The 20,306-nt window shown below is 39.2% G+C and carries 20 protein-coding genes, 3 tRNA genes and 1 pseudogene; 10 read left to right on the top strand and 14 right to left on the bottom strand.

Translation table 11 applies throughout. The features are described 5' to 3' along the window. Positions 1-1,359, top strand: coding sequence for a phosphate regulon sensor histidine kinase PhoR (phoR, locus tag EXE29_RS12335; RefSeq protein ID WP_106985282.1), 1,359 nt, complete (start codon positions 1-3; stop codon positions 1,357-1,359). An 83-nt stretch (positions 1,360-1,442) separates the two neighbouring features. Here phoR and EXE29_RS12330 read toward each other — a convergent pair whose 3' ends face one another. From EXE29_RS12330 to EXE29_RS12320, 3 genes are all read right to left on the bottom strand, one after another. After that, the gene (locus EXE29_RS12330) at positions 1,443-2,105 is read right to left on the bottom strand and encodes a glutathione S-transferase family protein (protein WP_117007800.1); all 663 of its coding nucleotides are present in this window, start codon (positions 2,103-2,105) and stop codon (positions 1,443-1,445) included. A gap of 97 nt (positions 2,106-2,202) precedes the next feature. Continuing rightward, positions 2,203-2,601 carry an OsmC family protein gene (locus tag EXE29_RS12325; protein ID WP_120364782.1) on the bottom strand — a complete coding sequence of 133 codons (399 nt, stop codon included), beginning with the start codon at positions 2,599-2,601 and terminating at the stop codon, positions 2,203-2,205. 76 nt (positions 2,602-2,677) lie between these two features. Beyond that, on the bottom strand, positions 2,678-3,625 hold the full coding sequence (locus tag EXE29_RS12320) for a pirin family protein (RefSeq protein ID WP_117007799.1): 948 nt from the start codon (positions 3,623-3,625) through the stop codon (positions 2,678-2,680). Between the two features lie 393 nt (positions 3,626-4,018). On the opposite strand from EXE29_RS12320, the gene EXE29_RS12315 reads away from it, so the two are divergent. The 3 genes from EXE29_RS12315 (at position 4,019) to EXE29_RS12305 (ending at position 8,192) form a co-directional block, all read left to right on the top strand. Next, entirely contained in the window at positions 4,019-5,359 is a 1,341-nt protein-coding gene (locus EXE29_RS12315; protein WP_120364783.1) for a GGDEF domain-containing protein, read from the top strand. Between the two features lie 81 nt (positions 5,360-5,440). Continuing rightward, positions 5,441-6,442: a DNA cytosine methyltransferase gene (locus tag EXE29_RS12310; protein ID WP_120364784.1), complete on the top strand. Its 1,002-nt coding sequence runs from the start codon at positions 5,441-5,443 to the stop codon at positions 6,440-6,442. Between the two features lie 121 nt (positions 6,443-6,563). After that, positions 6,564-8,192, top strand: a complete 1,629-nt coding sequence (locus EXE29_RS12305; RefSeq protein ID WP_213072633.1) for a hypothetical protein — start codon at positions 6,564-6,566, stop codon at positions 8,190-8,192. Positions 8,193-8,285: 93 nt separating this feature from the next. On the opposite strand, the gene guaA is transcribed toward EXE29_RS12305, so the two are convergent. The 3 genes from guaA to EXE29_RS12290 all read right to left on the bottom strand — a co-directional run bounded on the left by guaA (position 8,286) and on the right by EXE29_RS12290 (position 10,967). After that, a complete protein-coding gene (gene guaA / locus EXE29_RS12300) occupies positions 8,286-9,854 on the bottom strand; it encodes a glutamine-hydrolyzing GMP synthase (protein ID WP_120364786.1) in 1,569 nt (522 codons plus the stop codon). 185 nt (positions 9,855-10,039) lie between these two features. Next, on the bottom strand, positions 10,040-10,405 hold the full coding sequence (locus tag EXE29_RS12295) for a NirD/YgiW/YdeI family stress tolerance protein (RefSeq protein WP_120364787.1): 366 nt from the start codon (positions 10,403-10,405) through the stop codon (positions 10,040-10,042). Between the two features lie 142 nt (positions 10,406-10,547). Then, positions 10,548-10,967: a DoxX family protein gene (locus EXE29_RS12290; RefSeq protein ID WP_120364788.1), complete on the bottom strand. Its 420-nt coding sequence runs from the start codon at positions 10,965-10,967 to the stop codon at positions 10,548-10,550. 193 nt (positions 10,968-11,160) lie between these two features. Here EXE29_RS12290 and EXE29_RS12285 point away from each other — a divergent pair, with 193 nt between their 5' ends. Further along, positions 11,161-11,802: a DedA family protein gene (locus EXE29_RS12285; RefSeq protein WP_106985272.1), complete on the top strand. Its 642-nt coding sequence runs from the start codon at positions 11,161-11,163 to the stop codon at positions 11,800-11,802. A gap of 11 nt (positions 11,803-11,813) precedes the next feature. Here the strand turns inward: EXE29_RS12285 and EXE29_RS12280 are convergent, their stop codons facing one another. From EXE29_RS12280 to EXE29_RS12260, 5 genes are all read right to left on the bottom strand, one after another. Next, positions 11,814-12,410: a LysE family translocator gene (locus tag EXE29_RS12280; RefSeq protein ID WP_106985334.1), complete on the bottom strand. Its 597-nt coding sequence runs from the start codon at positions 12,408-12,410 to the stop codon at positions 11,814-11,816. A 330-nt stretch (positions 12,411-12,740) separates the two neighbouring features. Continuing rightward, on the bottom strand, positions 12,741-13,136 hold the full coding sequence (locus EXE29_RS12275) for a hypothetical protein (protein WP_106985271.1): 396 nt from the start codon (positions 13,134-13,136) through the stop codon (positions 12,741-12,743). A gap of 12 nt (positions 13,137-13,148) precedes the next feature. Beyond that, positions 13,149-13,985 (bottom strand): ParA family protein, encoded by an 837-nt coding sequence (locus tag EXE29_RS12270; RefSeq protein WP_120364789.1) that lies wholly within the window; start codon positions 13,983-13,985, stop codon positions 13,149-13,151. Between the two features lie 89 nt (positions 13,986-14,074). Beyond that, complete coding sequence (locus EXE29_RS12265) at positions 14,075-14,467, bottom strand: SirB2 family protein (RefSeq protein WP_117007789.1); 393 nt, start codon at positions 14,465-14,467, stop codon at positions 14,075-14,077. Between the two features lie 6 nt (positions 14,468-14,473). Then, a complete protein-coding gene (locus tag EXE29_RS12260) occupies positions 14,474-14,785 on the bottom strand; it encodes a BolA family protein (protein ID WP_106985333.1) in 312 nt (103 codons plus the stop codon). 203 nt (positions 14,786-14,988) lie between these two features. Between EXE29_RS12260 and EXE29_RS12255 the strand changes: the two genes are divergently transcribed. From EXE29_RS12255 to EXE29_RS12240, 4 genes and pseudogenes are all read left to right on the top strand, one after another. Next, a tRNA-Gly gene (locus EXE29_RS12255) sits at positions 14,989-15,061 on the top strand. Positions 15,062-15,108: 47 nt separating this feature from the next. Further along, positions 15,109-15,184: transfer RNA gene (locus EXE29_RS12250), tRNA-Gly, on the top strand. 46 nt (positions 15,185-15,230) lie between these two features. Next, positions 15,231-15,306: transfer RNA gene (locus tag EXE29_RS12245), tRNA-Gly, on the top strand. 84 nt (positions 15,307-15,390) lie between these two features. Continuing rightward, a pseudogene (locus EXE29_RS12240) lies at positions 15,391-17,466 on the top strand (tyrosine-type recombinase/integrase); the annotation flags it as partial. A gap of 236 nt (positions 17,467-17,702) precedes the next feature. Here the strand turns inward: EXE29_RS12240 and EXE29_RS12235 are convergent. The 3 genes from EXE29_RS12235 to EXE29_RS12225 form a co-directional block, all read right to left on the bottom strand. Then, complete coding sequence (locus EXE29_RS12235) at positions 17,703-18,017, bottom strand: BrnA antitoxin family protein (protein ID WP_117007787.1); 315 nt, start codon at positions 18,015-18,017, stop codon at positions 17,703-17,705. Next, positions 18,004-18,291 (bottom strand): BrnT family toxin, encoded by a 288-nt coding sequence (locus EXE29_RS12230; RefSeq protein ID WP_117007786.1) that lies wholly within the window; start codon positions 18,289-18,291, stop codon positions 18,004-18,006. Before EXE29_RS12230 ends, EXE29_RS12235 begins: the two co-directional genes overlap by 14 nt. A 261-nt stretch (positions 18,292-18,552) precedes the next feature. Continuing rightward, entirely contained in the window at positions 18,553-19,875 is a 1,323-nt protein-coding gene (locus tag EXE29_RS12225; protein ID WP_120364791.1) for an ISNCY family transposase, read from the bottom strand. Here EXE29_RS12225 and EXE29_RS12220 point away from each other — a divergent pair. Further along, the coding region (locus tag EXE29_RS12220; RefSeq protein WP_130125660.1) for an IS5 family transposase at positions 19,874-20,306 on the top strand (433 nt) is incomplete at its 3' end. The two genes, EXE29_RS12225 and EXE29_RS12220, sit on opposite strands and share 2 nt — an antisense overlap.

The following is a 20,306-nucleotide window of genomic DNA, read 5'->3' as shown; positions in this document are numbered from 1 at the left end:
ATGTACGAACCCTACCCGGTCCCAGAGCTTGCTCAAGAACACAAAGCGTTTCGCTATAGCAGTCTGTGGACATTTGCCAAGCAAGACATGCGCTTGCTGGCATTTTTTCTGCTTATTGCAGCCTTGATTGGCTTTGGCATCGGATATTTTTGGATTTGTATTTCGCTCGCATTTGCACTGTTTTTTGCCCAGCAAATGCGTTCCTTATATTTAGTCAATGACTGGATTTCAAACCGTCCATACGATGTGCCTCCAAACCTTCATGGAATTTGGGGTGCATTGTTGTTTAATGTCTATCGAGCACAGCGCCAAGAACGGATTGTACAAGCCGAAATGGTGGGCTTGATTGATCGTGCACAATCATCTTTGGTCGCTTTAGCTGAAGCGGTGGTGTTAATTGATGAAATGCACCAAATTGAATGGTGGAATCCCGCAGCCGAAAAACTATTGGGCATTCAAGGACTCGACCGTGGTCGCAATATTTTGACTATTTTGCGCCAGCCTAGCTTTATTGAATATTTTAATAATTTGGACTTGGCACCCGACGGTCTAAAAATGAAATCTTCGGTACTCGAAGATCATTATGTGCAAGTCAAACTCACCCGCTTTGGTGGGGAAAGTCGTTTACTGGTGGCCTATGACGTCACCCGTATGCACAATCTTGAACAAATGCGTAAAGACTTTGTCGACAATATTTCCCACGAGCTACGAACTCCCCTCACAGTGCTCAGTGGCTATATCGAAACCTTTAATGATCAAGAAGATTTAAATCCGCGTTGGAAACGTGCCTTAGATTTAATGCAGGCACAAACCCGTCGTATGAATGCGTTGGTCAATGATTTACTGCTGTTATCACGTTTAGAAAACGAAAAGAAAATTGCTAAAAATCAGATTATTGAAATGCCAAGCTTAATGAGCCAGCTGTATGATGATGCGCATGCGTATAACGTCGATTATGGCCATACACTCAATTTAGACATCGATAGCCACTGCGACTTGATCGGCTCCGACAGTGAACTGGCCAGCGCCTTTAGCAACCTCATTACCAACGCCATTAAGTACACTCCAAAAGGCGGTACGGTGACTATGGGCTGGCATGATGATGGTGAGCATGGTTATTTTACAGTGGAAGATACGGGTATCGGGATTGACCCTAAACACTTACCACGTTTGACTGAACGTTTCTATCGCGTCGACAGTGCACGTAGCCGTCAAAGTGGTGGCACAGGATTAGGCTTAGCGATTGTAAAACACGTACTGATGCAACATCAGGCCTACCTCGAAATTGAATCTAAAGAAAACCAAGGTTCAATATTTAAAGTGGTGTTTCCCAAAGAACGTCTTTATCACGTTTCTTAATCTTTCGGCATCGTATAACACGGGCAGATCTCAACATAAAAAAACGGGCAGATCGCCCGTTTTTTATTTCTAAATATCTACAGTTAAAGCTTGCCTGATTGCTCTAAAGCACGTTCTTTTTGCAGTGCACGCTGATACGCTGGGCGCTGTTTTAAGCGCTCAACATAGGCTTGAATTTGCGGATAACTTCGCCCTGTCCGCTCTTGTAATGCAATCAGCGGAAAGCTCATTTGAATATCGGCAAAGCTAAAATCATCTGCAAAATAATCATGTTGTGCTAAGTGCTGTTCAATAAATTCAATATGTGCAGGCAAACGTGCCCCCACAAAACCGGCTTTCACCCCTTCGCCAATTTTCTTGGCAATTGGTCGAATCGGCCAAGGTACATGCGTCGGCATTTTTTCCATCACCAAGGTCATCACCAATAAAGGCATCAGTGAGCCTTCTGCATAGTGCATCCAATAACGGTACTGTTGCTGTGCGTTAAGTTCTGTAGGCTTGAAATTTGAGGCTGTATCAAACTGCGCTTGCACATGCTCTAAAATGACAGCGGATTCCGCAATCACCACGCCATCGTGCTCTAGCACTGGTGCTTTTCCCAAAGGATGGATTTTTTTTAATTCAGGTGAGCCTGAGTAATCGGCCTGCCGAGGATAATATTTTACTTGATAGTCGAGATTCAGCTCTTCCAAAGCCCACAAAATCCGAAATGAACGTGATTTTTCTAAATGATGCAGCCTCAACATTTCACTTACTCCTCTCTCATTTTTATTGTTATTTAAAGCCGAAAACTGGTTGCACGCACATTGGGTGCAAATACCAGTCTTTTACCCGCCTTCCAGCTTAAAGCAATACGGTGTTGATATCTACACTACGCAGTAAAGTTTTGGTTACAGGCGTTTTCGAGCTAATGGCCAATACTTTTTGCTGTAACTCTTCACTCAATGGTGTTTGAAAATGCAATTTACGTTCAATCCATTCCTTGCCTTCTTTATTGGCATGAAACTCAGCTTCGACACTAAACTCTCCAAGCTCCAATCCCTTATGCTGTGCATACATACGTAAGGTAATCATGGTGCATGAAATAAGGCCACTACAAATAAAATCATAGGGCGCCAAGCCCGTGGCGCCACCACCAAAAGATTCTGGCTTATCTGTGAGTAAAGTATGTTGAGTACTTGTAATTTGACCAGCCCATGGTGCTGTTAAAGTCTGAACTTTGGCGCTCGCAATTAATCCCATTGTTATTCTCCAGCTGTTTTATTTGTACAAAGCGAAAGGTTCAGCCTATAAGCTGAACCTCAACACAATCAATTCATTATTTTGAAGCACGCATTTTATCTGGGAAGACAGGTGCTTCGAGACGTGGGCCTTCATAGTCTGGAATTGTGCCAAAACGAGCATCGGCATTTATCCATTGTTCACGTGCAAGGCTCAGCTCTTCTTGGGTACGACCAACAAAATTCCACCACAGTAAAATAGGTGATTCAAACGGTTCACCACCCAATAGCAACACACGGCTGTTGGCATGAATTTCAATATCCACATGTTCTAAACCTGGCTCAAGCACCACCATGTTGTCTGCAGTTAATTCATGGCCATTAATGTGTGCCGTGCCTTCCAAAGCCATAAAGCCATATTCAAATTTTGGATTTAATGGCAAACGTGTGCGGCTATTGTCTTTGGCTTCTAAATCAACACCCAAAAGCTCTGTATGTACCGCCACAGGCGACTTGGTCTTTAAAAACTCACCCACTAAGACCGTGATCGCAACATCATCATGATGCACAACAGGAAGTTCAGGATAGTGATCAAATTGTGGTGCCATATTGATTTTATCATCAGGCAAAGCAATCCATAACTGTGCGGCATGCATGTGAGTTTCGGTATCGGGCGCCACTTCAGTATGTGAAATGCCGTAGCCTGCTGTCATCAAATTGACCTGACGCGGGCGAATCAACTGCTTCGTTCCTAAACTGTCAGTATGCATCATGGTCCCTTCAATCATCCAAGTGAAGGTCTGTAAGCCAATATGTGGATGTGGCCCAACATCTAAGCCATCGCCTTGTGGAAACACCACTGGGCCAGCATGATCTAAGAAACACCACGCGCCAATCATGCGTTTATGACGACTTGGTAATGCACGCTTAATGACCGTACCTTGTCCAATTTCAGCACGACGTAATGGGAAATTTTGAATAAATTGATTTACATATTTTTCACAATCATCAGAGTGTGAAATTTCATCATAATTGCTATTGCTCATAGTTCTATCCTAAAACTTACCCATTCAGGTTCAAGCGATGGTTGATGTAGCTTATATTAATGACTTATGAATCGCTCAGCTACACTCCCATTAATATGCTGAATTTTATAAATAGGACAATCTTATTTTTGTGACATCACAATCGTCTCTGAGCACAGTTACTCAAGCAAGAAGTACAGCCGTCGCATTCAGTTATTCATATAAAAACATATTTAAATTAATGCTGTATTCGGATTAATGGTCATATTGGCTACTGATTTTTTTCAGTTTTTAGATTAATATTTATGCATATATTGTTAAAAACAAAATATAAATTCCCTATTTCTAGGGATACCTTTTATTTATTATTTTCCATAATAATCAATACATCTTGCCCCACGCAGGAATAATTATATGGTGGCAAAAGCAAGGCCTATGCTGAATGGGGTTTCTCAGCCCTACCCATCAACATTACATTTACTCAAACCAGAAGAACGTAATGCTGAACATCGCAATGTCATTGAAATGGCGTTGAGGGATAAACACGCGCCTATTCCAGACTGCTTTCGCCGTGCATATTTAGACTATCAATATTACCAACAACGCCATTTCCTGATTCAAGCCAATTACATTGCTCAGCTGGTTTTCTTGCTGTATTACTTTGCCGATATGCTGGTGATTGCAGACATGCAACTGTATTCCGCAGGCTTTCGCTTAGGACTGGCATTTTTTGTAATGAGTGCGTGTTTTTATTTAATTCGTGTTCGAAAAAATATTCAAATTGCAGATATGGTACTGCCGATTGGTACAGTGCTCAGTACGGCACTGTGGGTGTATATGTTGCTTCAATCCAATAGCCCGTGGAGCGACAATTACTTATATACCTCGGTAATTTTTGTATTGATTGCCAATATATGTATACAAGTCAGTTTTAAGCCCGCGATTTATTGTTCTATTTTCATTTGCGTGATTGCAGGCTTTGGTGCACTTATGCTGATGTCTGCGCCACAAGCCATTATTTTTGCACTCACCCTTGGTCCGATTTGTCTGTTTAGTCTTTATATTAGCTGGAACAATACGCTCAATGGTCGCCGTACTTTTTTAAGAACCTTATTAGACGAATGGTATCTGAATAATTTAAATGACCTTGCACATACAGATGAGCTGACTCAGCTGTATAACCGTCGCCAATTTGTGTATGCCGCTGAGCACAAAATCCATGAATGGCCTACACCGGCAGGCACCTGCTTACTGATGTTTGATGTCGATCATTTTAAAAAAATCAATGATCAGCATGGCCATGATATTGGTGACCAAGTCCTACAGATTATTGCCAATACAGCGCGTAAAGAAATGCGTCATCATGATATTTTGGCACGCTTTGGCGGTGAGGAATTTATTGCACTGATCCCCGAAACACAAATTGACGACTGTTTAATGATTGCAGAGCGAATCCGTCTCAGCATCTCTCAAGCTCAGTTATATTTAAAACCCGATGTTAAACTTAAGTTCACTGTTTCTGTTGGGGTGGCTGAACTCAGATCACCTGAGCAAAGTTTAGATGAGCTCATTAAACAAGCCGATATTGCTCTCTATCAAGCCAAAGCCAACGGTCGAAATTGTATTGTTCGCTATGATGTATCTATGACTGAAAAACCTGATCAAACCCATAGCTTTCCAAATCCTGAAGCGATAGAACGAATTAAAGCATTGAAGAGTGCAAAACATAACTTTGAATTAGCCGATACAAAATAAACTCAGGGCTTTTGCTTTATATTTTTAATTTTTTAATTACAATGAATGCAAAATTTTCACAAGTTTGTAATTGAGCTGTTCATGCAATCCGATTTACTCCCAACACCTTTTCTTCAACCAGCAAATCCAAAATTCGAATTTATAGATTTGTTTGCAGGTGTCGGTGGTTTCCGTATGGCATTACAAAATCTTGACGGACGTTGTGTTTTTACTAGTGAATGGAATCAACATGCAAAAGAAACATATTTTCAAAATTATGGTGAATATCCTGAGGGTGACATCACTTTAGACGAAACTAAAGCTAAAATTCCTGAACAATTTGACATTTTATGTGGTGGCTTCCCCTGCCAAGCATTTTCTATTGCAGGCAATCAAAAAGGTTTTAATGAAACTCGTGGGACCTTATTTTTTGATATTGTCGATATTGCAAAGAAACATCAGCCTCGTGTTATTTTTTTAGAGAATGTTAAAAATTTAGTTTCTCACGATAAAGGCAATACCTTTGAAGTGATTAAAAATACGTTAAAGGAACTTGGTTATGCAGTCTATTTTCAAGTTTTAAATAGTATGATTCATGCCAATGTACCTCAAAATCGTGAACGTATTTTTATTGTGGCATTTCATGAAACTCTAGTTCCTAATCATGCTGATTTTCAATTTCCTGAAGCGATACCATTAACGAAGACGATTCATGATTTTTTAGAAACTGAGAAAGTAGATCAGAAGTATTATTACAAACAAGATCACATGTATTATCCAATATTAAGTGAAAGCATGACTTCTCGAGACACCTTGTATCAGTGGCGTCGTGTATATGTTCGTGAAAATAAAAGTAATGTTTGCCCGACTTTAACAGCAAATATGGGTGCAGGTGGTCATAACGTACCGTTGTTGATTGATAATAATGGAATCCGTAAACTTACACCAAAAGAGTGCTTTGCGTTTCAAGGCTACCCCGTCAATCAAATGATTTTCCCTGAAAAAATGTCAAATAGTGCTCTGTATATGCAGGCAGGGAATTCTGTCACAATGCCGTTGATTCAACGGATTGGCGAGCAAATCTTGAAGGTAATTAATTCATAATCTTTATCTTTTATATATTTACGGCTCTTAAAAAAATCCAAGAGTCGTAAATAAATTTTATATATTTATGCCCTAAAATTTCTTATATTTCAAATAATATCAACATCAATTTGGAATAATCGTGATGTGGTCTGAACTTCCAACCCAAAAAAAAGAAAAATATAAATTACTGATTACAAACTTTGCCAGTTTGAGTAAAGTTTTTTCCCAAAAATCTGTTGAATCAGATGATAAAAATATTACTCCAATTGTTAACTCAAAATTTCAAGAAACAGCTTTTCAAAGAGCATTTAATGCGCTTAGTGAAGATATATCAAATACTTCATTTGATGCATCTATCAAACTTGATAATGGAAAAAAATATCTAGTAGGGATAAAATCTTTCGGTTATAAAACTGGATATCAAAAAGTCGCCCAATTTAAAAGTGATAGTGCTTCAGATGATTGGACAGACACACTCTCTCAAATTAAAAAAAATAATAAAGATTTGACAGAAAAAGAAGCAAATAGATTAAATGAAGCTCTATATAAACAACTAGCTATCAAAGTTGCAACTTTAAGAAATAATAGAATTGCATCATCTAGAGCACAAATTAAAGGATTTAATGGTTCAGATCAAGATGTCAAAAGTATTTATCATGTCCTAATGCCACTCAAAAACTCAGATAAACCACAGATTAAAGTTGGTGAGACATCATATTTATCAATTGATTCAAATAAAATTAAAATTATTAATAAAAATAAAAAATATCCTCAAAATTTTGACTTTACTGATGGACAACATAATTACCGATATACCTCATCAGATAGTCAATTGTTAATGGATTTCAAAAATAAAGACATTGTTTTAGAAACATGGGATATAAATTATCACGAAGATCCTTTTTTCTTTTTTGAAAATTTGAATCAATTTAATTTTTTAGGTAATCAATCAACCACATTCATTACAAAGCCTGAACCTACAATTGATGAAAAAATCATAGATTCCGTTAGTTGGATGATACCTAATAAGAATGGAGAGTTAGAGTCAAGTTCCGGTTTTAATGCCTTTGATGGAGCCACTAAACTAGCTATAAAACCAAGAAAAAGCAGAATTAATATATTTAAAATAAAATACAAGACTGAGCTTTCAACAGAAGATCTTGATCATATTATTTCATCGTTAGAAAAAATTTTGTTAAATCCATGGATACAATCTGAAGAAAATATTAACAAAAGAAAAACTTTACGCTCAGATCTAATCCATTACATCTCAAAATTTGATAATCAATCTCTTCAAGAAGATATTGAAAAATTAATCTTTCGCTCTCCTACTGAAATGTATATTCCCATTCCTGAATCTAGGGAGTTCCATGAAAATAGACCAAATTTTTTTGGTAAAAATATCGGCACATTTAAAACAAATAGCTCCCAATTAGCGTTACCTAAAGATCAACGCAAATTCAAACTAGAATTTATTCCATCAGGTAATGTAATTGAATCATATATAAATCAAGATTCAGGTAAAGCAATTCAATCTATTAATAATCAAGATATTTTAGGGAAATGGATTTTATGGGAAGTTTTTCAATTAAAGAAAAGAGAATTATTAACTGTAGAGAAACTCAATGAGATTGGTATAAATGGAATCCGATTAATCAAATTTAAAGATAAATCCCGTGGAGTTGGTTTAGAATTTATTTGGATCGATGAAGAGAGCCCACCCGAAGATGCAATAGGCTGGGTAGCTAAAAACAAAAAGGACGCCTAAGCGTCCTTTTTTAAAAAGTAATTTCCGTCACTGGCGCAGGCATAGCCTTTGCCGTAAAACTGGCACGAAGCAGTGCTTCGTGAAACCCCAGTTTTACTCCCATTCAATCGTTGCAGGCGGTTTAGACGAAACGTCATAAACAACACGCGAAACTTCAGCAATTTCATTCATGATACGAGTCGAGATTTTATCTACTAAGTCGTATGGAAGGTGAGCAAAACGCGCTGTCATAAAGTCAACAGTTTCAACTGCACGAAGTGCAATCACCCATGCATAACGGCGACCATCACCTACTACACCAACAGATTTAACAGGTTGGAATACAGCGAATGCTTGCGCAGTTTTGTCATACCAACCGCTTGCACGAAGCTCTTGCATGAAGATGTCATCTGCAAGACGTAAAATGTCAGCATATTCTTTCTTCACTTCACCCAAGATACGTACACCAAGGCCTGGACCTGGGAATGGGTGACGATAAAGCATCTCAAACGGAAGACCTAAAGTTGTACCTAAACGGCGTACTTCGTCTTTGAACAAATCACGGATTGGTTCAACCAATTCAAACGCTAAATCTTCTGGTAAACCACCCACGTTATGGTGTGATTTAATCACGTGCGCTTTACCATTTTTAGTGGCAGCAGATTCAATCACGTCAGGGTAAATTGTACCTTGAGCAAGGAAGTTTACGCCGTCAAGCTTACGTGCTTCTTCAGCAAATACTTCGATAAACTCATGACCAATAATTTTACGCTTTTTCTCAGGATCAACTTCGCCTGCAAGCGCAGTTAAGAAGCGATTTTCAGCATCGGCACGAATCACACGGATACCCATGTTTTTCGCAAACATGTCCATCACTTGTTCGCCTTCGTTCAAACGAAGTAAACCGTTATCTACAAATACACATGTCAATTGATCGCCAATCGCACGGTGTAAAAGTGCAGCCACAACAGATGAGTCAACACCACCTGAAAGACCTAAAAGAACTTTTTGATCGCCAATTTGTGCGCGGAGTTGTTCTACACGTAAATCGATGATGTTTTCAGAATTCCACAAGCTACGGCAACCACAAATACCGTGAACGAAGTTCGACAGTAATTCAGCACCTTTTGCAGTGTGTGTTACTTCTGGGTGGAATTGAATACCGTAGAAACGACGCGCTTCGTCAGACACCATGGCAAATGGGCAGCTTGGTGTGCTTGCAGTGACTTGGAAGCCTTCTGGAATGGCAGTCACTTTATCGCCATGACTCATCCAAACTTTAAGCTTGTCTGCAGAATCTTCAAGATCACCAATCAATTTGTCACGAACTTGAATATCTACTTCTGCATAACCAAATTCATGCACATCACCTGGCTCTACTTTACCGCCAAGTTGTTGTGACATGGTTTGAAGGCCATAGCAAATCCCTAGAACAGGAACACCAAGCTCAAACACAACTTGAGGTGCGCGAGGGCTACCATCAACATAAACGCTTTCTGGGCCACCTGATAAGATGATACCGTTTGGATTAAATGCGCGAATGTCTTCTTCAGACATATCAAAAGCATACATTTCAGAATATACGCCAGCTTCACGTACGCGACGTGCAATTAACTGACTATATTGCGAGCCGAAATCCAAAATGAGGATACGATCTTCGGTAATTTGAGTATTGGTAGTCATGACAAACAACTATGAAAGGCTAACGAAGGATTAGCGCGCCATTCTATCATTTTTCTCAGGCTAACGCACATTATTCGGACAAGCTCTAAAAACAAACAATCTCCTTGCATCACACTGCTTTTATGCTGAGACATACCGACAGTCATGATTTGCAAAAAGGTATGCCCAGCAAACGAAGATTATTTTCAAGTGACTTTTTCAATTTTTAGGACATGCAAACCTGTGGGCTTATAGCTATGCTTAGCAACTTCAGCATCAATATGCACTTGATCTCCAGCATGTATACCTGCTGCTTTCCATGTTTTTTCATTCATTTCTAATAAAATTAACCCTGTCCCATCGTTAAATTCATAATTATCTAAATTCAAATGTTTAACCAAAGTCCCCGTCAGCTGGACGACATCTGCATTGGGCAAATGTTTAATGTCAGCAACGTGTACCGCATGTTGCTCTGCTTGCTGAGTGGTCTGTATCACATCTTGTTGTGCCAAGGCATGTGCAGATAGAGCCAATGAACCAACAAGCACCCATGCTATTCGATATTTATTCATTATTTTGTCTCTATATTTGTATTCATTTGAAATTCTATCTAAACAAAATTCTGCCCGCTTAGATGTGCCTTTTTGTAAATGTTATACGCAAAATTAAAGCGGTCTTATGACCGCCTTATATAGCAATAAGATACTGATGCTATTATGATTTTTCAAATAAAGCATCTAGACTAATTTTGCCTGCACCATGCAGTGCCAAGAAGATAAAACCACCTGCCATCGCCAAGTTTTTCATCAAGTTAATGCTGTCTTCTGCACCTGAATGGAAAATAAGCGCCGTCACTATGCTAAAACCGGCTAAACCCAATGCAACAAGACGTGTTTGTAAGCCCAGTAAAATGGCTATGCCTCCACCCAATTCCATTAAAATAGTCAAAGGTAATAAGCCACCAGGAACACCCATTGCTTCCATATAACCTTGTGTTGCTTGATAAGCCGTTAGCTTACCCCAGCCCGCAATAATAAAAATAAAAGCCAATAGTGCGCGCCCTATTACAGAACTTAATGCACTCACGACAGGATTTTCACTCGCCTTTTTCAACACAGTATTTGGATTTAACATCTTATTCACCTGATTAAAATCTATTCATTTGATGTGGCTATGTTATTTTGTTGCCTTTTCGGAATAAACCTGATTTTTAATAACCTTCGTCCTATAAATAGAACGAATTAATGATAAATTAGTCTGTAATTAATACTGACTTTCTATAAGGGTGCTGATAGCATCAAACCACATTTTTATGTGTTGAATATTCATGGAACTTATTGATTTTATATTGCATGTCGATACCCATTTACTCGAATTCATTCGTAATTATGGGGGATGGATTTATGCCATTCTTTTCCTGATTATTTTTGTAGAAACTGGCCTTGTGGTGATGCCGTTTTTACCTGGCGATAGTCTATTATTTGCTGCAGGGGCATTGGCTGCATCTACTGGTGCTATGAATCCTTGGGTATTGTTTATCTTATTGTTTATGGCGGCTGTGTTGGGCGATACGCTGAACTATCATATTGGTAAATATATTGGCCCACGTGTGTTTGAAATTGAATCGCGCTTTATTAATAAACAGCATTTAATTGCAACACAAAAATTCTTTGAAAAACATGGTGGTAAAACCATTATTTTTGCGCGTTTTATTCCGTTTGCGCGTACCTTTGCACCCTTTGTAGCTGGTGCAGGCAGTATGAATTACAAATTCTTCCTGACTTATAACGTCATTGGTGCGTTCTGCTGGACAGGTTCATTCATTTTATTGGGTTATTTATTTGGCAATATGCCGATTGTAAAAGATAACTTTACTCATCTTATTTTCGGCATCATTATCATCAGTGTTTTACCCGGCATCATTGGTTTTATTCGCCAAAAGCTGAAAAAGTCTAATCCTTCAGCATAAGTGCTTGCCCTTTATGCCGAAAAAAATCGCATAATCACTGGGCACATACATAACACCAATAGCATGGCCGATCCTTTATATAAAAGATCGGCTTTTATTTGCTTTAAATTTCCCGCCAAAATAGCACGACCAAAAGCCATCCAAAACATCGCAACTGGACAGAGCACTAAGCTAAAAACCGCAAATACCAAAATAAAACTGGTCGGATTGTCCCATGTATTGAGTGGAAAAATCCCGGCAGCAAAAAGCAAAGCCTTTGGATTTTTTAAGGTCGAAAAAAATAATTGATGCGGTCGAATGCCATTAAAACGCGCATTATGTTGCTGTAAATGTTTAGCTGTCCACAAATGAAACGCCAGCCAAAATACATAGCCCACGCTAAAAAGATGCAAAATTAAGATTAAATGTGGCCAAGTCGGTGAACTTAAATGAATAAACAAGGCCCACAAGTTAATGGCATAAAAATAACCAAAAAACTGTGCAGGAATAAACAGACTGGTTTTCGCAACACCCTGCTGATGCGCTGAGCTTGCTAGTAAGGCATTCGTCGGTCCTGGTGTCATCAGAACGGCAATCACAGCCAATACAAAAAGCCAACTCTCAATCATAAAACCTAAGAAATTCAACAAAAATCGATCGCCATTATCTGCCAAGATTGACAAAAAACAAGTACGCATCCGATCAAAAAAATGTATTTAAGCCATCACAAAGCGAGACAATGCCCTATTCAAAAATTGAAATGAAGCAGGTGAAGAAAATATCAGAATAATTAAAAGATATTGATTTATAGAAATAATTTAAATTTAAAGCGGGGCTTTTATTTAATACTGAGCTGGCCATAAAGAGGCCAAGAGAATGTAAAGAAAAAGACAAATTTTATTACACTTTTCTCATGCTCAGCCTGTGGCACATGACAGGCCAAGCATCAGATCGAATGATTATTTTGCAGGTGTTGCTGTACGTGGAACCATTGCACAACCTTTAAAATTCGCAGCTTGTAATACCGCTTCTTGCTCCCCTTTTAAACGAGCAATTTCAGTATTTTTGGTATTAGATGATTGACCCATATTCACAGATACACTCGGTCCAATACCCCAGCCACCGCGACTTCCCCAACCACCGCCTAAACCAAGCCCGATCCCCATACCTGTACGTTTTGCAGGTTGTACACCATCATTTAAATGTTGCTGAATTCGGTTGTACTCACTTTGCAATTGGTAGCAACTCAGTGCTTGATACTGCGTTGGTGAGACATAAGTTGGTTTTACCGTCGTTGCACAAGCACCTAAGAGCATTGTACTTGTAACCAAAAGGCTGACATAGATCGCTTTCATTCTGTTCTCAAACTACTTCTTTTCAATTTCATTGAACAATAATTGATAGGCTTGCGTCAATTTATGTTCTGCAGCCAAATGAATCAATGGCTGATTTTTATGATGCGATTCTTTCATAATAATAGACGGTGGCAACATGCTCTCTAAAACAGGTAAACCTTCATCCTTTAATTGCTGTACCACCTCACGCGGTAATTTAGCCTGTGCCTGAAACTGATTGACGACAATGCCTTCAATTTCTAAGCGATCATTATGATCATCTTGAGTTTCAATCACGTTTTCAATCAGGGTTTGTAAGGCACGCTTAGAAAATACATCGCAATCAAAAGGAATTAATACACGATCCGCCGCAATTAAAGCCGATAAGGTAAAAAAGTTAAATGCAGGTGGCGTATCAATAAAGATCCGATCATATTGCCCATTTAGCTGTTGCAATGCATCGCGGAGCTTATAAATTTTATGCTTAGATTCTAATACATGCGCCAAAGCACCTAAACTTGGGCTGGCAGGAATCACATCTAAATTTTTAAATGGTGATTGATGCACATAGCCATCTAGACCTTTGGAACGATTCTTTAACAATGAACCAATGGCATTGCCTAATAGGCCTTTACTTTGAGGTGCGCCTAAAACGTCCTCAAAGTAATTTTCAATATTTGGCTCAAGTGCGGGTTTGTCTGCCGAATAAGTTGCGTCATCGCCTAACAAATATTGACTCGAGTTGGCTTGTGGGTCTAAGTCGATCACCAACGTTTTTAGACCTTGATGAGCACTAATGGCTGCCAAATTTACGGTAATACTGGATTTACCGACCCCACCCTTTTGATTAAATACCACGCGCGTCCGCATGTTGTCCCCTCAAATTTTATTATTGATATTCATCGATGGGTCTTAGTTTAACCAAGACCCAATTTGGCTTGCCCAATCATGTCGGACAATTAACCAAAGTTTGGCTTTAAAATCACTAAACCAATAATTGAAACTAAAGATAGCACCGCCAAAAATAGACCTGCACGGCGTTGTACCAATAAGATCTCATCTCCCTTGCGGTAAGCTTTACCCAAAGAAGACAACAAAACTAAAAACAGCACCACTTTGGCATAAAACCAAGGCTGCACATCAAAGTTTTTCATCCACAATAAAACAATGCCCGTCAATGCAATGAGCGTCATGGCACCATGCTGTAACGCAACAAATAATTTACGTGCTACGGGGTTTGGCTGATTGCCTTGTACCCCTTGGAATAGGGTAAATGCACGTACTAAAACAGCCAAGCATGCCAACGCAGCACCACTCATGTGTACAATTTTAATCAGTAAATGTGTATCCATCGTGACTTATTCCGCTTTCGGTGCATGAGCGCATTCTGGGCTCGGTGTAGCTTGTCCTGCCCATTCTTCAGGCAAAAAAGCATGAATTGCCAAAGCATGGATTTTACCTGCACCTAATAAGTCACCTGCAGCGCTATATACTTTTTGGTGGCGCTGGACTAAACGTAAGCCACTAAAGGCTTCGCTCACAATGATTGCTTTAAAGTGTGACTCTTTACCTGGGAAATAACCACCATGCCCAGCAGATTCGTTCACCACCTCTAAATGACTTGGCGTTAATTGCTGTAAACGCTCAATCAATTGTTGCTCCAAGTTCAAGACCTGACTCCAAAAATCCAAATTTATCGTTTGAGTATACATGCTTCTTTCGTGGCATTGCGCCAGCGCACAGACGAAAAAAACAGCCTGCGCTGAAAAAAACGGCTTAAAATTGCAAAAATTGATTTTATTTTATGCAAACAACACAAGCTTTTGCATAATTCTATTGACCGAAAAAGGCTTTACTGTATTATACGTGGCATGCGGGAATAGCTCAGTTGGTAGAGCATAACCTTGCCAAGGTTGGGGTCGGGAGTTCGAGTCTCCTTTCCCGCTCAAAATTTTTTCATTCGGTTTTTTATTTAAAAAATTGGATAGACTCCGCGGGAATAGCTCAGTTGGTAGAGCATAACCTTGCCAAGGTTGGGGTCGGGAGTTCGAGTCTCCTTTCCCGCTCCAAATTTTTTTCGATTCAGTTTTTTAGTAAAAAAACAGGATAGACTCCGCGGGAATAGCTCAGTTGGTAGAGCATAACCTTGCCAAGGTTGGGGTCGGGAGTTCGAGTCTCCTTTCCCGCTCCAAATTCAAAAAGCCCTCATCGAAAGATGGGGGCTTTTTTATTGTTGATTTAATTAATGTTTTTAATCTAATTAGAATTATTTACTAAACCCACGCCTACCCATACAGTTCAGAATATTTGTGAAAAACCTCAGAAAAAGCCTACGGTCACTATTACGTTAGATGAAGTCGATATTTTAGTAGAAATACGTCAAACTATTCGTGCAAAAAACTATAGCGATCAACTCATAGAATTATATGCTAAAAAACAGTCTCCAGCCTTGGAACGTTTGCTGCTGTGGAGCATTCTACGCTCAAAATTAACGGAACCTCAACTGGACCTTCTCAATCATATTATTCAGCAGCAGCAACGATTTAAGCGCAAGCTTATACGTGCAGATTTTCAGCCGGTCAAGCAAAGTTCTCTGAAGACCATGTTTTCACAGTTTGCAGTCCATTGGCTGCAGGCAACGCAAAACAAAGACATTTCATCATTTTCAAATGCCGATTTTGAAGATATGTATGGAGAAATGCTTTTATTAAAGAAAGAAACAACTAGAGAGACTTTACAAAAACGCCTACAGGAGTTTCATCACAAACAGACCTTATTTTTTAACGCACCCACTATCGATCTAGATAATTTAATCCAGGTAAAAATCTGCAGAACCGCATTGATCTCGCCCCATATTTTTCACCATATGCTAGAGCAACTCGAAAATACTCAAGGTATTTCAGTTCAGGATAAAAATATGTTTAAACTGATTTTTATTCTGGGTTTCAGAGCCGGACTACGGATCAATGAAACATTGAATGTCTTCGTACGTGATCTATTTATTAGTGAAGATGCTGTGATACTCACCATTCGCAACAATCGCAATAAAAATCAAAAAAGCTACTCAGCTTACCGCAAAATTCCCCTGCATCATCTACTTAAAGCCGACGAATTACATGCATTTAAAACATATAGTCAGAATAGAAAACGTCTGCTAAAAGAACAAGGAAAATCAGTTGCACAACCGCTATTTTTAAAACAGTCCTTAGAAGAAACTCATGAAAATGAAGTGAATTCCCTATTTAAACAATTGATCCAACCAGTTTTTGGAGAACACAATTTTACTTATCATAGTCTGCGCCATTCTGCATTTAATCATCTTTACCTGATTTTAAAAAACTCAACACTTGCAGATGCATTTACTGACTATAGCCCACATGAGCAATTACGTATCCGTTATGCATTGTTGCGAAACAGAAATACTCAGCAAACCTGGTATGCACTTTCTCATTTTGCCGGGCACCTAACCCCTGAAACGACCTGTTCAAGCTATCTGCATTTAATGCATCTAGCAATTAGCTACCAGCTGAATCAAATGCATAGCCCGCTTCCTAAAGAAGCCTATTTTAATATTCTAAAACATGATGATGCTATTAAATATCCTGTTCAGCAACGGGCGATCAAACAGTTTTTATTTGATCAACTCACTAAAGATCGTTACAGGCAACATGATCATCAATATCAACAAAGGCAACAGAAATCACCTGATTCACTGATGCTAGGAGCTCATGACTCAGAGATGACTTTTGAACTATTGCATCACATTCTTGCAGTAGAAAAAGAAGAGGATCTGATGCTTCCTGAATCTATTCCACTTCAAATAGCACAAAAATTGCGTGCTCGAGCATTGCATTTAAAAACCTCCTGTGTAAACCAGAAAAAATCATCTAAGCTATTTACCACAGACTTTTTAAGAAAATCTCCTGATGCATTGGTCAGCATGTTGCCGACCAATCAAGAAGAGAAAAAAATCATCCATCACGTCCAAGAACGCTATGTAGCTGTACACAGTAAATATGAAAAACAGCTCAATGCTATCTACCCTGTTTATCTTGAAAGAGTTCAGCCCAATTCACCTCAATTCATTTTTGGACTTAATGAAAAGCGGCAACTGAAAAAATTTCTGTCTTTTATCGGCAGTTTATTTCCTAAAAAATATCTTCATCTCGAACTTTCTCCACAGAACAAAGAACAGCTCAAAAATACATTACAGGATTTGGGATTACGGACAGAAAATTTCAGCCTCAATGAGGATGAAAAACGAATTAAATTCTGTTTCAAATGCAAAAATGCTAAAGCACTCGGTGTTTTCAAGCTACTGATGTATCTAATGATTGTTTTTCATATTTAATAATCAGCTTTTTTAGGGCATATTTCTAATTCTCACTATACTTAAAAAAGCGAAAGTCATTGAAATGGCTTTCGCTTAAAAATGATTGAATATTTTTATTCGTTTTACAAGGATTAGGAATCCTCCATCTAATAGACATACAAAGCAATTTACACCATGAATACGATTGAATCGCTAGACTGTGTATCCATTATGTTATGTGAAGTCATAAAAATGGGAGCCTATTGCTCCCATTTTTATTGATGATTTTTTAATTCTTTCAGCATTGCTTCACGTAAAATTTTGTTCATACGTGTTTGATAACCTTTACCTTGCGATTTCAACCATGCGAGTACATCAGCATCCAGACGAACTGAAGTCTGTTGCTTGACTGGACGATAAAATTGTCCGTGACGAACTGCATTACTCCAGTCGGTGATTTCGGGAATATCAGACAGGTCTAATTGATCATCAGGCACAGCTCCCTTAGCAAGCAAGCGTTTAATTTCAGCATCTTGCTTGTCACTGAAGTTTTCATTCAGCTCTTTGCGTGTATATCTAACCATGCTCATATTGATTTCGCTCCACTTTGGTTACTTGTCTTGCACTAATAATTCGTATGATTTCACAGTCATCTTCATCAAAGATGGTGTGAGCAACTAACAGCATTAGTACGCCTTTTACCCTACCAATGGTTTGCCAACGCTCTTCCCCATTGGTATGTCTGTCTTGAATTGAGATTCGAAGAGGATCTTCAAATACAAGGCTGGCAGTTTCAAAAGAGATATCATGCTTTTTCTGATTCTTTCGATTCTTAACCTCATCCCATTCAAAATACTGTTCCATAAAAAACATTCAAATTTGTATATACAATAATGTATCACAAAATTGTATCACTCAAGTTGAAAAGCGTAATTTCTGGTCAAAATTAGTGGCAAGAAGTATCAAAATCGCTCATAAAAAAGCCGACATGTTTCCAAGCCAGCTTTTCACTGTTTTTAAGGTCGGTTAAAAAATTTTAACTATATGAAAAACAACGTGTTTTTACAATACTGTTATTCCCCAATTAAAATGTCTATGCGAAAAACCATTTAAAATGTCCTGTTTTTAATTACAACAGTCAAGAACAGGATTTAAATTTCTTTGTTCAATCACAGCCTTCTGAGCTTTACGACTTGGCATACTTTTCTTGGCACGAGTACGTTTATTTTGTTTTTCCAACTCTTCATGTTGTTGCTGAATATGGGCCAGAACTGAGCCTAATCTTTTATTCTCAACCACTTCATTCTGCTGTAATCCAGCCAACTTGTTAAAAATACTGTAGTTGAGCTTTCGTCCCTCATGCATGATTGCCACAGTACCATCTGGATATTCCATGAAGGTAATGTATTGCCCAGCGAGCTTATAATTCAGCGCTGTGGGCTCAATCAGATAAATACATTTGTCATAAGTAATGGTCAGGCTCCTCGTGACCTTACGCGGTTCCTGCCAGGTAAACACATCATCCAGCTCAGTATCAGACTCTGTTAGAGGGCGATGTAAGTTCTTGGAATTTCTCGCACACTTGGCAAATTTTAGATTGAACTGCTCAATAAAACAGGGAAGCCAGGCATTTGCTTCCGTAATCGAACTGATGCCTTCCAGACGCATTTCCTTGATCAGACGATCCTGAAGTGTTCTATTGGCACGTTCCACACGCCCTTTGGCTTGTGGTGAATTGGCAAAGATAATATCAATGTTTAACTCGCTGAGAATTCGTCCAAATTGTGTGATCTGGCTGTCCTGACTGGATTTCTGGTTCACTCTGAATACCGAATGTTTGTCGCTATAAAAGGCCAGAGGCTTGCCGTATTGCTCAATGTAGGCTTTGGTCGAAAGCATATAGTCAAAGGTGGTTTCAGCCTCACAAAAGCGCAGATGCAACAGCTTTCCAGTGGCATCATCAATATAAACCAGCAAGCAGCATTTAGCAGCACGACCTTCAAACCAGTCATGATATGAGCCATCAATCTGGATCAGTTCACCGAAGCAATCGCGGTTATATCGAGGCTGATATGGACGTTTCAGGCGCTTGGATCGCGGAATCCACAGGTCATTGGCCGTCATCCAGCGCCGAAGCGTTTCTACTGGGATATTCAGGTCAAACATGCTGCTGAGCTTCTCATGCGCCAAGGTGGGTCCAAAGCCCAGCAGATGTTCAGAAATAATGGAAAGGCATTCAGACTTTACGGCTTCATCATGGCGTCGATGGCCAGGTTGACCACGACTGGCATGTGTCAGGCCTGAAACACCGTCTTGCTTTAGCTTCTGCAATAACCGGGTAATTTGACGGGTGGAAAGATTCAGGATTTCAGCAGCACGGACCTGGGTAATACGATGATCTCGAACGTCTTGCAGAACTGCAAGCCGTTGAATTTCTTTGTCAGACATGAAGCCTACACACAACATCTACCGCACAACCAATTGGCCCGCATATAACCGAGCACTCATGAGTCGCGGAAATATTGCCATTTGGTTTGATCCTGCTACGCAATGGTATGCGCCATCAAAAGGCAAACAAGGGCGAAATCAAACCTACTCCGACGCAGCCATCCAATGCTGCTTAATGATTAAATCCTTATTCCGTCTGTCTTTACGTATGGTTACTGGCTTTGTGCAAAGTCTGATTATACTTTGCAGATTAAATTGGACAGCACCAGATTACAGTACGCTTTGTAGAAGACAAAAGCATATTGATATTGCAATCAGCTACCAAAAAAGTAGCGATGGGCTGCATCTACTCATGGACTCTACAGGCATGAAGTTTCTAGGTGAGAGCGAATGGAAGCGCAAGAAACATGGACCTGAATATCGTCGCCAAG

The sequence above is a fragment of the Acinetobacter sp. WCHAc060006 genome (genome assembly GCF_004209135.1).
Taxonomy (GTDB): domain Bacteria; phylum Pseudomonadota; class Gammaproteobacteria; order Pseudomonadales; family Moraxellaceae; genus Acinetobacter; species Acinetobacter cumulans.
This window is presented reverse-complemented; position numbering and strand designations above follow the sequence as displayed.

Bases quoted from the DNA above. Each gene is read 5' to 3' on its own strand.
- EXE29_RS12320 (WP_117007799.1), bottom strand. From the start codon at position 3,625: ATGAGCAATAGCAATTATGATGAAATTTCACACTCTGATGATTGTGAA.
- EXE29_RS12275 (WP_106985271.1), bottom strand. From the start codon at position 13,136: ATGAAAGCGATCTATGTCAGCCTTTTGGTTACAAGTACAATGCTCTTA.
- EXE29_RS12330 (WP_117007800.1), bottom strand. From the start codon at position 2,105: ATGTTGAGGCTGCATCATTTAGAAAAATCACGTTCATTTCGGATTTTG.
- EXE29_RS12270 (WP_120364789.1), bottom strand. From the start codon at position 13,985: ATGCGGACGCGCGTGGTATTTAATCAAAAGGGTGGGGTCGGTAAATCC.
- EXE29_RS12315 (WP_120364783.1), top strand. From the start codon at position 4,019: ATGGTGGCAAAAGCAAGGCCTATGCTGAATGGGGTTTCTCAGCCCTAC.
- EXE29_RS12230 (WP_117007786.1), bottom strand. From the start codon at position 18,291: ATGGAACAGTATTTTGAATGGGATGAGGTTAAGAATCGAAAGAATCAG.
- EXE29_RS12290 (WP_120364788.1), bottom strand. From the start codon at position 10,967: ATGTTAAATCCAAATACTGTGTTGAAAAAGGCGAGTGAAAATCCTGTC.
- EXE29_RS12285 (WP_106985272.1), top strand. From the start codon at position 11,161: ATGGAACTTATTGATTTTATATTGCATGTCGATACCCATTTACTCGAA.
- EXE29_RS12265 (WP_117007789.1), bottom strand. From the start codon at position 14,467: ATGGATACACATTTACTGATTAAAATTGTACACATGAGTGGTGCTGCG.
- EXE29_RS12235 (WP_117007787.1), bottom strand. From the start codon at position 18,017: ATGAGCATGGTTAGATATACACGCAAAGAGCTGAATGAAAACTTCAGT.
- EXE29_RS12225 (WP_120364791.1), bottom strand. From the start codon at position 19,875: ATGTCTGACAAAGAAATTCAACGGCTTGCAGTTCTGCAAGACGTTCGA.
- guaA (WP_120364786.1), bottom strand. From the start codon at position 9,854: ATGACTACCAATACTCAAATTACCGAAGATCGTATCCTCATTTTGGAT.
- EXE29_RS12310 (WP_120364784.1), top strand. From the start codon at position 5,441: ATGCAATCCGATTTACTCCCAACACCTTTTCTTCAACCAGCAAATCCA.
- EXE29_RS12295 (WP_120364787.1), bottom strand. From the start codon at position 10,405: ATGAATAAATATCGAATAGCATGGGTGCTTGTTGGTTCATTGGCTCTA.
- phoR (WP_106985282.1), top strand. From the start codon at position 1: ATGTACGAACCCTACCCGGTCCCAGAGCTTGCTCAAGAACACAAAGCG.
- EXE29_RS12280 (WP_106985334.1), bottom strand. From the start codon at position 12,410: ATGATTGAGAGTTGGCTTTTTGTATTGGCTGTGATTGCCGTTCTGATG.
- EXE29_RS12325 (WP_120364782.1), bottom strand. From the start codon at position 2,601: ATGGGATTAATTGCGAGCGCCAAAGTTCAGACTTTAACAGCACCATGG.